Raw genomic sequence first — 12,235 nt, forward strand, 5'->3', positions numbered from 1 at the left:
AAGTGGTACTTCTCGACTTATTTCTTGCAGATCTCGTAGTTGGCGATGTCGATGTCAAACCACTTTTCGCTGGCGGTTTTGACAGTGCCGTCATCAATCAGCTTGCACAGGGCAGCGTCAACTTTGGCTTTCAGTTCTGCATTGTCTTTGTGGATACCGACGGCAATGCCATAACCCAGGGTTTCAGGGTCGGACGAGCCTTTGATGACCAGTTTGGACAAGGCGAAGTTGTCTTCACCCACTTTATGCAGGAACTTGGACTGGGAGGTCAGGTCGGCAAAGGTGCCGTTCAGACGACCGGCGTCCAGATCGATTTGCATCTGATCCAGCGTTTCGTAGTTTTTGACGGTGGTCTTGGGGGCTTTTTTGCTCAGGAAGGCGCCGTGGGTGGTGCCGCCTTGAACGCCAATGGTTTTACCGGCCAGGCCATCAAAAATCGTTTGTTCGTTGTCGGCGCCAACCAGATCGCTGCTCTTGGGCAGAACGAAAATGGCGTCTTCAACGGCGTAAGGAATACTGAAATTCACACGCTTGGCACGCTCGGGGGTGTAGGACATGCCCGAGATGATCAGGTCAAAGCGCTTGGCATCCAGCGAAGGAATCAGGCTGTCAAAGGCCTGCACGATGAATTTGCAGTCGCTGCCCAGCTCTTTGCACAGCGCGGCGCCCACGTCAGCATCAAAGCCGGTGACTTTACCGGCTGCGTCCACCATGCTCCATGGTGGGTAACCGCCTTCGGTACCAATTTTCAGGGTGTCTGCCATAGCAGCCTGGGAGCCCAACAGGGCCAGGCTGGCACAGATCAGGGTCTTGCTGATGAAACTCATGGTCTGGCTCTCCTTTGTGGATTGGCTGGTGAGGGTCGTCGTGGCCCTGCAGGGGTTCCAGCCTGTATCGTATTCACGAAGCGATGATCTTACTGCATTGGTTGTAGAAACTGCTGTAGACGCTCGGATTGTGGCTTATCGAACAGGTCTTTGGGGTGACCGCTTTCTTCAACCAGCCCGTTGTGCATGAAAATCGTCTCGGAAGAGACATCACGCGCAAAGTTCATTTCGTGCGTCACCAGAATCATGGTGCGTCCTTCCTGGGCCAGTTGGCGAATCACACGCAGCACTTCACCCACCATTTCCGGGTCCAGGGCCGAAGTAGGCTCGTCAAACAAGAGGACGTCCGGGTCCATGGCCAGCGCACGGGCAATGGCCACACGCTGTTGCTGGCCGCCTGACAGCTCGGCAGGATAGGCGTCGCATTTATTGCTCAGGCCCACTTTGCCCAGCAGTTCGCGTGCATAGTCGGCTGCTTCGCGAGCAGGGCGGCTTTTAACGTGAATCGGGCCTTCGGTGACGTTTTGCAGCACAGTACGGTGCGACCACAGATTGAAGTTCTGAAACACCATGCCCAGCCGCGCCCGAACTTGCTCCAGCAGGCGGGGGTTGTCAGTCTGGCAAATCCCTTTGCGATTGCGGTGGCTGCGCAAAATGTCTGCACCGATCTGGATCTCGCCCTGATCGGGGACGACCAGGTGATTAATGCAGCGCAGCAGGGTACTTTTACCCGATCCCGAAGCGCCGATAATCGAGAGCACATCGCCTTTGTGGGCTTGCAGGGAAATGCCTTTGAGCACCTCGTTGGTGCCAAAGCGTTTGTGGATGTCGCGAACCTGGACCGCCGCGTTCAGGTCATTGTTATTCACAGCAACGTCCTTGCGGTCAAAGAGAAGGGGGGTAAGGGTTTCATACGGGTGTCATATCTTGGATGCCCCGATTCTACCGCTTTCCCCCTGTTTTTTTTGCACAAGCGCTGTATTTTGCTCATAAAAAGCGGCATAAACCGAGTACGCCGCCTTACGAGCTTAGGGATACAGGCCGCGTACCTGACGAGATTCCAGAATGCGGGCGCAGCCCACAATAAAGGCAGCCGTGCGCAAGGTGACGTTGTGCTCTTTGGCAACCGCCGCCACTGTCGTGTAGGCCGAGCGCATCATCAGTTCCAGACGGTTGTTGATTTCGTCCTCGGTCCAGAAGAAGCTGGAGAAGTCCTGCACCCACTCGAAGTAGGACACAGTCACGCCGCCCGCATTGGCCACTACGTCCGGAACAATGGTCACGCCTTTGTTGTTCAGGATGTCATCGGCTTCCGGGGTGGTTGGGCCGTTGGCGCCTTCAATCACAATGCGAGCGCGGATGCGGTCCGCATTGTTCTTGTTGATCTGGCCTTCCAGGGCCGCAGGAATCAGCAGGTCGGTTTCGATATGCCAGAAGTCTTCGTTGGAGATGGCTTCTGTATTGGGCGCGCCGGCCAGGCCTTTGTGTTGTTCCATGTGGTTCAGCAAAGCCAGCACATCCAGACCGTTGGCGTTGTAAACCGTCCCTGTGTGATCTTGCACGGCCAATATCTTGGCTCCGGCTTCCTGGAACAGGCGGGCGGCGGTGCCACCCACATTACCGAAACCTTGCACGATCACGCGTGCACCATTCAGATCAATACCCGCGTCGCGAGCCGCTTCACAGCCCACGGTATAGACGCCGCGGCCGGTGGCTTCCACGCGGCCCAGGCTGCCGCCCAGAGAAACGGGCTTGCCGGTGACAACGCCAGTGCTGGTGCCGCCCACGTTCATGGAATAGGTATCCATCATCCAGGCCATGGTCTGGGCGTTGGTATTCACATCCGGGGCAGGAATGTCTTTATTAGGGCCGATGATCACACCGATCTCGCTGGTGTAGCGGCGTGTGATGCGCTCCAGCTCGGCCTGGGAGTGATTGCGTGGATCAATACGAATACCGCCCTTGGCACCGCCAAACGGCAGATTCACGGCAGCCGATTTAACGGACATCCAGGCAGCCAGTGCCATCACTTCGGACAGGGTGACGTCCTGGTGATAACGCACGCCGCCTTTGCCTGGGCCACGGGAAGTATTGTGCTGTACGCGGTAGCCCTCAAAGTGGGCGACGGTGCCGTTATCCAGTTCGATAGGAACATCGACAATCAGCGTGCGCTTGGGGCGCTTGAGTGTTTCAACCCATCGGGACAATTTGCCCAGATAAGGAGTGACTCGCTCCACTTGTTCTAGATAAATACCCCAGGGGCCGACGTCGTCGGCATTCAGGTATGACGGTAAAGCATGGGTGGGACGATCTGTCATGAGCTCCTCGATAAGGTTGGGAAACGGGATACGAGTACACAGTGAAGTCGCATGACTGCGTGCAGGCGCAGAACCCGGCAAACACGCTGCGGATTCGCTTAGCGGTGGCCGTGTGCACCAGTTATGCTATCGGAAATGGCCGCTGTTGTGTTTGCAGCGTTTGCGACGGTTTTATCTGGGTGCGTGTGCATTGATGGCTTCTTCTGACTCTTCCCTTTCTGGTCGTTTGGCGCAATTGCGCCACCGCATCGAACAGGCTTGCTTGCAAGCGGGCCGCCCTGCTGATGCAGTGGCCCTGTTACCAGTAAGCAAAACCTTTCCAGCGCCCGTGCTGGCGCAAGCCCTTGATCTGGGCCTGTCGCGAATGGGTGAAAACAAGGTTCAGGAAATTCGGGACAAGCAGGCTTTATTGGCCGATCGCGCGGTGCAGTGGGTGATGATAGGCCATCTACAGAGCAATAAGGCCAAAGACATCGCACGTCTGGCCAGTGAAGTTCAGTCTTTGGACCGTTTGTCTTTGGCCCAGGCCCTGGATCGGCACCTGCAAGCCGAGCAGCGCAGCCTGGATGTCTTGATTCAGGTGAAAACCTCGCCAGAGCCCAGCAAGTTTGGTTTATCACCGGATGATTTGCCCGCCTTTATGCAGTCTCTGCGCGCTTTGGATACCTTAAAAGTACGGGGGCTGATGACCATGGCCATCAATAGCGACGACCCCCAGGCGGTACGAGCCTGTTTCGCGCAGTTGCGTCAGTGGCGCGACCGCCTGGTGGAACTGGGCTATGAACAGGTGCAACGCCTGTCCATGGGCATGAGCGGGGATTTTGAGCTGGCTATTCTGGAAGGTTCCAATGAGGTGCGCGTCGGTTCGGCTTTGTTTGGCGCACGTGATTACGGCTGATCGGTATCCGCATCGTTACTAATGCCGCGCGCGGCACTGTCCGCGCATAATGTCTCTGCGCATTCCGCTCGGGATGCAAAAAACGTAAAAAAACAGCGCCACAAGCGTTGAACATACGCATGGAGGAGACATCATGCATTGGAAGAATTTTGGAGCCGGTGTGCTGTTGCTGAGCGCCAGCCTGACCGGGGCGGTGCAGGCAGCAGACTGGCCCCAGTCTGCGGTGACCTGGGTTGTGCCCTATCCCGCAGGAGGTGGTTCAGATGTGATCGCCCGACTGGTGGCCAAGCAGCTGGAAAGCAGCCTGGGCCAAACGCTGGTCGTAGAAAACAAGCCAGGTGCCGCCACTATTATTGGTGCTACCTACGTTAGCAATGCCAAGCCGGACGGCTATACGATCGGCACGGCGGACTCGGGCACCTTGGCCTTTAACTCATCTCTGTACAGCAAGCTGCAATATGACCCAGCCGCCTTCACCTATGTAGGTGGCTTGGCTCGTTTTCCCCTGATGTTGGCCGTCCCGCAGGAATCTCCTTACAAGACGGTGGCTGATCTTCTGGAAGCGGCCCGCGCGCAGCCCGAAAAGCTGACATCTTCATCTGCCGGAAGCGGCTCGCCGCATCATCTGGCATTGGAAATGTTCAAGCAGCTGACTGATAGCAAGATTGTTCATGTGCCCTACAAGGGAGCGGCTCCAGCCATCCAGGATTTGCTGGGCGGTCAGGTCGATATGTCTTTTGTGGATTCAGCCGCAGCTTTGCCCAACATCAAGGCGGGCAAGCTGCGTGTGCTGGCGGTGGCAACACCAGAGCGCAGCGGCCTCTTGCCCGATGTACCCACGATGGCTGAGGCGGGAGTGGGCAACTTTTCTGCCTACGCCTGGCAAGGTGTGGTGGGGCCCGCCAATATGGATGAAGCGGCTCGTCAGCGTTTGAGCCAGGACCTGATGCAGGCTTTGAAAGACCCGGCGCTGTCCCAGCGCATCCGCGATATGGGTGTGGAACCTATGCCCATGACGCCGGATGAATTCCAGGCTTACGCCCAGCGTGAACGGGCTGAATGGGCCACGGTGATCGAGCGGGCTGGCATACGTATGGATTGAGGCCTAGTCGGCAAGCAGTGGCCGCATAATCAGGTGGCATACTCATCGCCGTAACGCTTCAGGCCGTCCAGGTCCACAACCTGGACGCCACCATACTTGATCAAGAGCAAGCCTTCGTTTTCCAGTTGACGCAGGGCTTGGTTGGCACGCTGGCGCGACACTCGCGCCAGGTAGCCGATTTCTTCCTGAGTGATGTCCAAACGTAGACCTTTTCCAGGGTAGAGCAGCGGGTTGAACAGCTCTGCCAGACAACGTGCCACGCGTGCGTCGGGGGTAGACAGGCTGTTGTACTCAGCTTTGCCGATAAATTGCGCCACACGCTCATTGAGCTGATGCAGGAGATAGCGGTTGAAAGCAATGCTCTGGTCTAGCAAGTCGTTAAAGCTGTGGACGGGCAGGCGAGCCACCTGGCTGTCGCGCAAGGCGACCACATCGTATTTCCGTTCTTCGTTCTTCAGTAGCGAGCCCTCACCAATCCAGCCACCGGCGGGTACGCCGGTCATGGAGGCAATTTTGCCTTCGGAATTTCCTACCGACACTTTGAGCAGGCCTGACAGCACGCCAATCCAGGCCGTGGCGCGTTCTCCCTTGCGTTCCACGATGGCTCCGGCCTCGTATGCGGTGACCAATGTGTCGCGGCGCACACGCTCTTGCAGCTCTGGCGTCAACAGGCGAAACCAGGCGGCTCGCTCGGATAAAGCATCTACAACATGCATGAGGATTAACCCTCGATAAAGGTCGAATGTCATGTCCGTGACAATCTTCGGGACGGGCAGCCGATAACTTGGTTAATAACAGGCTGCAAATAGCTTGAAGGCGTAACAATCAGCCTTCTGCCGCAATCATAAGCAGCCTCCTGGACCATAACAAGCCGGGAAAATTCGGAGGAGACATGGTTGTGCGGATGGATAAAGAGCAGGTAGCGGGTTTACCCGGCACCTTCCCAGCCTGGATAGAACACCATGCCCAGGTGCGCGGCGACAAAGTTGCCATGCGCGAAAAGGATCTGGGAATCTGGCAGACCTGGACGTGGCGGGAGCTGGCCGAGCAGGCTGAGCAACTGGCTGCGGGCCTGGCCGAGCTGGGTGTCAAAGACGGTCAGCACGTCGCGGTGATCGGTGAAAACCGCCCGCGCCTGTATCTGGCCATGATGGCGGCGCAAATGCTGGGTGCCGTACCCGTACCACTGTATCAGGATGCGGTGGCCCAGGAAATGCTGCACGTGCTGCTGGATGCCAGTATTCGCGTGGCCGTGGTGGAAGATCAGGAGCAAGTCGACAAGTTGCTGGAAGTCTGGGACGAATGCCCGGATCTGGATGCGCTGATTTATGACGACCCCCGAGGTCTGCGCAACTACCAGCACGATCAGTTGCAATACATCGAACAAGTCATGGAGCAGGGCCGTTTGCAACTGGCTCGCGATCCGGACTATGTGCGCCGCATCTGGAAAGCCATTCCCCCGGATCAGGCGGCAGCCATGTTCTATACCTCCGGCACCACCGGCAAGCCCAAGGGCGTGGTACTGACCCACGCGGCCTTGGTGGACCGGGGCCTGGCCATTCAGGAATTGGAGTCGCTGACCGACGCCGAGGAAGTGCTGGCATATCTGCCACCCGCCTGGATTGGGCAGAACATGTTTTCCTACACGCAGTTTCTGGTCACAGGCTTTACGGTGAATCACCCTGAATCGCCAGAAACCGTGTCCATCGATCTGCACGACATTGGCCCAACTTACTATTTTGCGCCGCCACGCGTGCTGGAAGGCCTGCTCACGCAGGTGACCATTCGCATGGAAGATGCAGGTGCTTTGAAGCGCGGTTTGTACAAGCGCTTCATGTCCTTGGCGCACCGGGTAGGTGTGCAGGTTTTAGACAAAAGCCCTGATGTAAATCTGTGGGATCGCTTGTGCTATGCCGTGGGCAATGTCCTGATTTACGGTCCCTTGCGCAATGCGCTGGGCATGAGTCGGGTGCGTGTGGCCTACACCGCCGGTGAAGCCATTGGCCCGGATTTGTTCACGTTTTACCGCTCGATTGGCATCAACTTGAAGCAGTTGTACGGCGGCACAGAAACCTCCGTGTTTGTCTGCGTGCAGCAAGATGGCCAGGTGCGTGCCGATACCGTCGGGCCGCCGGTTAAAGGCGTGGAAATTCGCGTGGCCGAGAACGGTGAAATTCAGGTGCGCAGCCCGGGTCTGTTCAAAGAGTATTACCGCAACCCTGAATCCACAGCGGACTCCTTTACCGAGGACGGCTGGTATCACACCGGGGACGCAGGCTATCTGGATACCGATGGGCAGTTAAAGATCATCGACCGTGCCAAAGATGTGGGCAAGCTGGCTGACGGCTCTTTGTTTGCACCCAAGTACATCGAGAACAAGCTCAAGTTCTTCCCCTTCATCAAAGAAGCCGTGGCCTTTGGCGATGGGCAAAAAGAAGTGTGTGCCTTTATCAATATTGACTTGGAAGCGGTGGGTAACTGGGCAGAGCGGCGCAACCTGCCGTATGCCGGCTACACCGATCTGGCGGCCAAACCCGAGGTCTACGCTCTGATTCGTGATTGCGTGGCCCAGGTCAATGACGATCTGGCCTCCGATCCCAAGTTGGCGGGTTCTCGCATCAGCGCATTTTTGATTCTGCACAAAGAGCTGGACCCGGATGATGATGAATTGACACGTACCCGCAAAGTACGCCGTGGCTTCATCGCACAAAAGTACAAAATTTTGGTCGATGCCCTGTTCAATGGCCTGGACCGACAGTTTGTGGAGACAGAAGTGAAGTTCGAGGATGGGCGCAGCGGTCGCATTTCGGCAGACCTGCACATTGAGCGCATGACAGACGCAGCAGCAAGGAGCGCATGATGAGTGAGGCGCAAGTGCCGGGCCGTCGCATTGGCCCAGTGGTATTGGATTTGAAGAATATTTCGCTGTCTTTTGGTGGTGTAAAAGCGTTGACCGATATCTCGTTCAACATTCGAGAACACGAGATCCGCTCCATCATTGGCCCGAACGGTGCAGGCAAAAGCTCCATGCTGAACGTCATCAATGGCGTGTATGCACCACAACAAGGCGAGATTGTTTTACGCGGCCAAAGTCATGCACGTATGAACTCGCGCCACACGGCCGAGCAGGGCATTGCTCGAACCTTCCAGAACCTGGCCTTGTTCAAAGGCATGAGCGTGCTGGACAACATCATGACGGGCCGCAATCTGCATATGAAAAGCGGGGTGTTTGCCCAGGCTTTCCGACTGGGTGCAGCCGAACGCGAAGAGATCCGCAATCGTGAATATGTGGAAGGCATCATCGACTTTCTGGAAATCCAGGCCTATCGAAAAACACCGGTAGGACGCTTGCCCTATGGCCTGCAAAAGCGGGTTGACCTGGGGCGTGCCTTGGCGATGCAACCGAGCATTTTGCTGCTGGATGAGCCGATGGCAGGCATGAACATCGAGGAAAAGCAGGATATGTGCCGTTTCATTCTGGATGTGAATGAAGAATACGGCACCACGATTGTGTTGATTGAACATGATATGGGCGTGGTCATGGACATTTCGGACCGCGTGGTGGTCTTGGACTATGGCAAGAAAATTGGTGACGGGGTACCTGACGAAGTACGACAAAACCCGGACGTCATCCGCGCCTATCTCGGCGCTGGCCATTGAGGGGAACGGACATGGCATTTTTTCTTGAAACCTTGCTGGGCGGACTGATGAGCGGGATGTTGTACGCCCTGGTCGCCCTGGGCTTTGTCCTGATCTTCAAAGCATCAGGTGTCTTTAACTTTGCACAGGGGGCAATGGTGCTGGTGGCCGCACTGGCCATGGCTCGTCTGTCGCAGTGGATTCCGCAGTTGCTGGGTATGGAGCCTGGGCTGCTGGGCAATGTACTGGCCTTTATTGTCTCGGCCATCCTGATGTTTGTCTTGGCAGTTGTCATTGAGCGCTGGGTGCTGCGTTATCTGGTCAACCAGGAAGGCACAACCTTGCTGATGGCCACGATCGGTATCAGTTATCTGCTCGATGGCGCAGGGCAAATTGTGTTTGGCAGCTCGGTGTACTCCATTGATGTGGGTATGCCCAAAGACCCGGCATTCATTCTGGAGTCCATGTTTGAAGGCGGTGTGCTGGTCAGCCTGGAAGACTTGAGCTCTGCCGTGGTGGCAGCCTTGCTGGTCGCGGCTTTGGCGATCTTTTTCCAGTACACCAGCGTGGGCCGTGCCTTGCGGGCGGTGGCTGATGATCACCAGGCAGCGCAGTCCATCGGTATTCCTTTGAACCGTATCTGGGTGGTGGTCTGGACCGTAGCCGGTTTGGTAGCGCTGGTTGCCGGGATTATCTGGGGCTCCAAGTATGGGGTGCAGTTCACCTTGTCTACAGCGGCCTTGCGTGCTTTGCCTGTGGTGATTCTGGGTGGCCTGACCTCGGTTCCGGGTGCCATTGTGGGCGGCCTGATCATTGGTGTCGGTGAAAAAGTATCCGAGGTCTATCTGGGTCCTTATGTAGGCGGCGGCATCGAGATTTGGTTCGCTTATGTGCTGGCCCTGGTGTTCTTGCTGTTCCGGCCTCAAGGTCTGTTCGGCGAGAAGATTATTGATCGCGTCTGAGGTGGAGTCGATATGATTTACCGCGAAAATGGTCAGTTCAAAAGCAGTTATCGGGCTGACCAGCAAATTTTCCCCATCCGCCAGGATCGCTATGTCGTACTGGGTGTGTTGTTGGTGGCTTTCCTGTTGGTGCCAGCCATGGCATCCAACTACTTCCTGCAAGCTATTCTGATTCCCTTTTTGATCCTGTCTTTGGCAGCGATCGGCCTGAACATTCTGGTGGGTTATTGCGGGCAGATTTCCATCGGTTCAGGCGCTTTCATGGCCGTAGGCGCCTACGCCGCCTGGAACTTTGGTGTGCGCATTCCAGAACTGCCTTTGGTGCTGCAAATTCTGCTGGGGGGCGTGTTTGCGACCTTGGTTGGCGTTGCCTTCGGTATCCCCAGCTTGCGTATTCGGGGCCTTTATCTGGCGGTCACCACCTTGGCTGCGCAGTTCTTTGTGGATTGGGCTTTCCTGCGTATCGCCTTTTTCACGAACTACTCGCCTTCGGGCAACGTGTCTGTGCCTGCTTTGAGCGCCTTTGGTCTGCCTGTTCAGACGCCTCTGCAAAAGTACGTGTTTGTGCTGTTGTTTGTGGTGGTGTTCGCCTTGCTGGCTAAAAACCTGGTGCGTGGTGCGATTGGCCGCCAATGGATGGCGATTCGTGACATGGACGTGGCGGCTGAGGTCATTGGTATCCGCCCGGTCTACGCCAAGCTCACTGCCTTTGCGGTCAGCTCCTTCATCATCGGCGTGGCCGGTGCCTTGTGGGCCTTTGTGCACTTGGGTTCGTGGGAGCCACTGGCGTTTGACCTGAATCGCTCCTTGCAGTTGCTGTTCATTGTCATCATTGGTGGTCTGGGCTCGATCGTCGGCAGCTTTTTCGGGGCCGCCTTCATGGTCTTGCTGCCAGTGCTGCTGACCAATGTGCCGCACTGGTTTGGCATGTCTATCGGGGTGGATACTGCCTCGCATATCGAACACATGGTGTTCGGTGCCCTGATTGTATTTTTCTTGATTGTTGAGCCGCATGGTTTGGCGCGACTCTGGAGTATTGGTAAGGAAAAGCTGCGTTTGTGGCCCTTCCCCCATTAGTAGCAGTTAAGCAGTTCATTACAAAAACAGCCCCGCCCATCGGGACGGGGTATTTAGACAAATGGTACTTATCGGAGGACCAGGAGATGACAACACGACTGAAACGCGCTGTGCTCGGTTTGAGTGCTTGCGCTGCAATGTTGACCATGAGTACAGCCGCTTTGGCAGCCGAGGAACAGTACATTCCCCTGCTGACCTACCGCACCGGCTCGTTTGCGCCATTGGGTATTCCATGGGCGGATGGCAAGCTGGACTATCTGGCGTTGGTCAATGAACGTGACGGCGGTGTGAATGGCGTCAAGCTGGCATACGAGGAGTGTGAAACAGCGTATGCAACCGACCGTGGCGTAGAGTGCTACGAGCGCATGAAAGGCAAGAACGGTGGTGCGTCGGGTTTTGATACCCAGTCCACCGGCATTACGTTCGCTCTGACCGACAAGGCCTTTGTGGATGGTGTCACCATCGAAACGATGGGCTACGGGCTGTCGCATTCGGCTAACGGGGCAGTGTTTGAGTGGAACTTTCCCTTGCTGGGCACCTACTGGACCGCTGCGGACGTGATGATCCAGGACATCGCCAAGCAAGTGGGCGAAGACAAGCTGAAAGATCAGCGCATCGCCTTGGTCTACCACGACTCGCCATACGGTAAAGAGCCTATCGCCCTGCTGCAGGCACGTGCCAAAGAGCAAGGCTTCAAACTGGATCTGTACCCGGTGACAGCGCCCGGCGTGGAACAAAAATCCACCTGGCTGCAAGTGCGCAAGAATCGCCCTGACTTTGTTTTGCTGTGGAGTGCCGGGATCATGACCCCGACCGCCATCCGTGAAGCCCAAGCAGTGGGTTATCCACGCGACAGAATCTACGGTATCTGGTGGGCTGCTTCCGAGAGCGATGTGGTCGATCTGGGCCAGACCGCCAAGGGCTACAAAGGCATCACGATCCACAACAGTGCTGGCGATGGTCCGGTGCATGACGCTGTGCGCGAGCTGCATGCCAAAGGCAAAGGCGCTGAAAACCGTGACAAGCACGTCGGTTCCTTGGCTCACACACGCGGCATGATGATCTCCATGATGCAGGTAGAAGCTATCCGTACCGCACAAGAGAAGTACGGCAAGGGCAAGCAAATGACGCCCGAGCAAGTGCGTTGGGGCTTTGAGAACCTGGACCTGGACGAAGCACGTCTGAAAGAGCTGGGCTTTGAAGGCATCATGCGCCCCGTCAAGACCTCTTGCGCCAACCACATGGGCGACGATTGGGCTCGTATCGTGCAGTGGGACGGCAACAAGTTCGAGGTCGTGTCTGACTGGTATCAGTCCGACAAGAACTTCGTTGATCCTTTAGTCAAGGAAATGTCGGCCAAATACGCCGCTGAGAAGAAAATTACGCCTCGCACCTGCGAAGGCTAAACCCAG

General features: G+C 56.5%; 11 protein-coding genes. 7 read left to right on the forward strand and 4 right to left on the reverse strand.

The window, feature by feature from the left end:
- Positions 1 to 17: 17 nt before the first annotated feature.
- From AC1RSM_RS18100 to AC1RSM_RS18110, 3 genes are all read right to left on the reverse strand, one after another.
- Positions 18 to 827, reverse strand: coding sequence for a transporter substrate-binding domain-containing protein (locus tag AC1RSM_RS18100; RefSeq protein ID WP_492933963.1), 810 nt, complete (start codon positions 825 to 827; stop codon positions 18 to 20).
- An 89-nt stretch (positions 828 to 916) separates the two neighbouring features.
- Entirely contained in the window at positions 917 to 1,696 is a 780-nt protein-coding gene (locus tag AC1RSM_RS18105) for an ABC transporter ATP-binding protein (RefSeq protein ID WP_492933964.1), read from the reverse strand.
- Positions 1,697 to 1,855: 159 nt separating this feature from the next.
- A complete protein-coding gene (locus AC1RSM_RS18110; protein WP_492933965.1) occupies positions 1,856 to 3,145 on the reverse strand; it encodes a Glu/Leu/Phe/Val family dehydrogenase in 1,290 nt (429 codons plus the stop codon).
- A gap of 193 nt (positions 3,146 to 3,338) precedes the next feature.
- Here AC1RSM_RS18110 and AC1RSM_RS18115 point away from each other — a divergent pair, with 193 nt between their 5' ends.
- Both AC1RSM_RS18115 and AC1RSM_RS18120 read left to right on the forward strand, forming a co-directional pair.
- The gene (locus tag AC1RSM_RS18115; protein ID WP_492933966.1) at positions 3,339 to 4,043 is read left to right on the forward strand and encodes a YggS family pyridoxal phosphate-dependent enzyme; all 705 of its coding nucleotides are present in this window, start codon (positions 3,339 to 3,341) and stop codon (positions 4,041 to 4,043) included.
- Between the two features lie 133 nt (positions 4,044 to 4,176).
- Entirely contained in the window at positions 4,177 to 5,145 is a 969-nt protein-coding gene (locus AC1RSM_RS18120; protein WP_492933967.1) for a Bug family tripartite tricarboxylate transporter substrate binding protein, read from the forward strand.
- A 29-nt stretch (positions 5,146 to 5,174) separates the two neighbouring features.
- Here the strand turns inward: AC1RSM_RS18120 and AC1RSM_RS18125 are convergent, their stop codons facing one another.
- Complete coding sequence (locus tag AC1RSM_RS18125) at positions 5,175 to 5,861, reverse strand: Crp/Fnr family transcriptional regulator (protein WP_492933968.1); 687 nt, start codon at positions 5,859 to 5,861, stop codon at positions 5,175 to 5,177.
- 176 nt (positions 5,862 to 6,037) lie between these two features.
- Between AC1RSM_RS18125 and AC1RSM_RS18130 the strand changes: the two genes are divergently transcribed.
- The 5 genes from AC1RSM_RS18130 to AC1RSM_RS18150 all read left to right on the forward strand — a co-directional run bounded on the left by AC1RSM_RS18130 (position 6,038) and on the right by AC1RSM_RS18150 (position 12,229).
- Positions 6,038 to 8,005: an AMP-dependent synthetase/ligase gene (locus tag AC1RSM_RS18130; RefSeq protein WP_492933969.1), complete on the forward strand. Its 1,968-nt coding sequence runs from the start codon at positions 6,038 to 6,040 to the stop codon at positions 8,003 to 8,005.
- On the forward strand, positions 8,005 to 8,805 hold the full coding sequence (locus AC1RSM_RS18135; protein ID WP_492933970.1) for an ABC transporter ATP-binding protein: 801 nt from the start codon (positions 8,005 to 8,007) through the stop codon (positions 8,803 to 8,805). Before AC1RSM_RS18130 ends, AC1RSM_RS18135 begins: the two co-directional genes overlap by 1 nt.
- Positions 8,806 to 8,816: 11 nt before the next feature.
- Positions 8,817 to 9,746, forward strand: coding sequence for a branched-chain amino acid ABC transporter permease (locus AC1RSM_RS18140; RefSeq protein WP_492933971.1), 930 nt, complete (start codon positions 8,817 to 8,819; stop codon positions 9,744 to 9,746).
- Positions 9,747 to 9,758: 12 nt separating this feature from the next.
- Positions 9,759 to 10,823 carry a branched-chain amino acid ABC transporter permease gene (locus AC1RSM_RS18145; protein ID WP_492933972.1) on the forward strand — a complete coding sequence of 355 codons (1,065 nt, stop codon included), beginning with the start codon at positions 9,759 to 9,761 and terminating at the stop codon, positions 10,821 to 10,823.
- 137 nt (positions 10,824 to 10,960) lie between these two features.
- Positions 10,961 to 12,229, forward strand: coding sequence for an ABC transporter substrate-binding protein (locus AC1RSM_RS18150; protein WP_492934012.1), 1,269 nt, complete (start codon positions 10,961 to 10,963; stop codon positions 12,227 to 12,229).
- The last annotated feature ends 6 nt before the right edge of the window (positions 12,230 to 12,235 follow it).

This window comes from Alcaligenes sp. GW821-FHT11D07, assembly GCF_058808495.1.

Excerpts from the sequence above, each read along its gene's own strand:
- AC1RSM_RS18140 (WP_492933971.1), top strand. The coding sequence starts at position 8,817 with ATGGCATTTTTTCTTGAAACCTTGCTGGGCGGACTGATGAGCGGGATG.
- AC1RSM_RS18115 (WP_492933966.1), top strand. The coding sequence starts at position 3,339 with ATGGCTTCTTCTGACTCTTCCCTTTCTGGTCGTTTGGCGCAATTGCGC.
- AC1RSM_RS18110 (WP_492933965.1), bottom strand. The coding sequence starts at position 3,145 with ATGACAGATCGTCCCACCCATGCTTTACCGTCATACCTGAATGCCGAC.
- AC1RSM_RS18135 (WP_492933970.1), top strand. The coding sequence starts at position 8,005 with ATGAGTGAGGCGCAAGTGCCGGGCCGTCGCATTGGCCCAGTGGTATTG.
- AC1RSM_RS18150 (WP_492934012.1), top strand. The coding sequence starts at position 10,961 with ATGTTGACCATGAGTACAGCCGCTTTGGCAGCCGAGGAACAGTACATT.
- AC1RSM_RS18120 (WP_492933967.1), top strand. The coding sequence starts at position 4,177 with ATGCATTGGAAGAATTTTGGAGCCGGTGTGCTGTTGCTGAGCGCCAGC.
- AC1RSM_RS18125 (WP_492933968.1), bottom strand. The coding sequence starts at position 5,861 with ATGCATGTTGTAGATGCTTTATCCGAGCGAGCCGCCTGGTTTCGCCTG.
- AC1RSM_RS18145 (WP_492933972.1), top strand. The coding sequence starts at position 9,759 with ATGATTTACCGCGAAAATGGTCAGTTCAAAAGCAGTTATCGGGCTGAC.
- AC1RSM_RS18100 (WP_492933963.1), bottom strand. The coding sequence starts at position 827 with ATGAGTTTCATCAGCAAGACCCTGATCTGTGCCAGCCTGGCCCTGTTG.
- AC1RSM_RS18130 (WP_492933969.1), top strand. The coding sequence starts at position 6,038 with ATGGTTGTGCGGATGGATAAAGAGCAGGTAGCGGGTTTACCCGGCACC.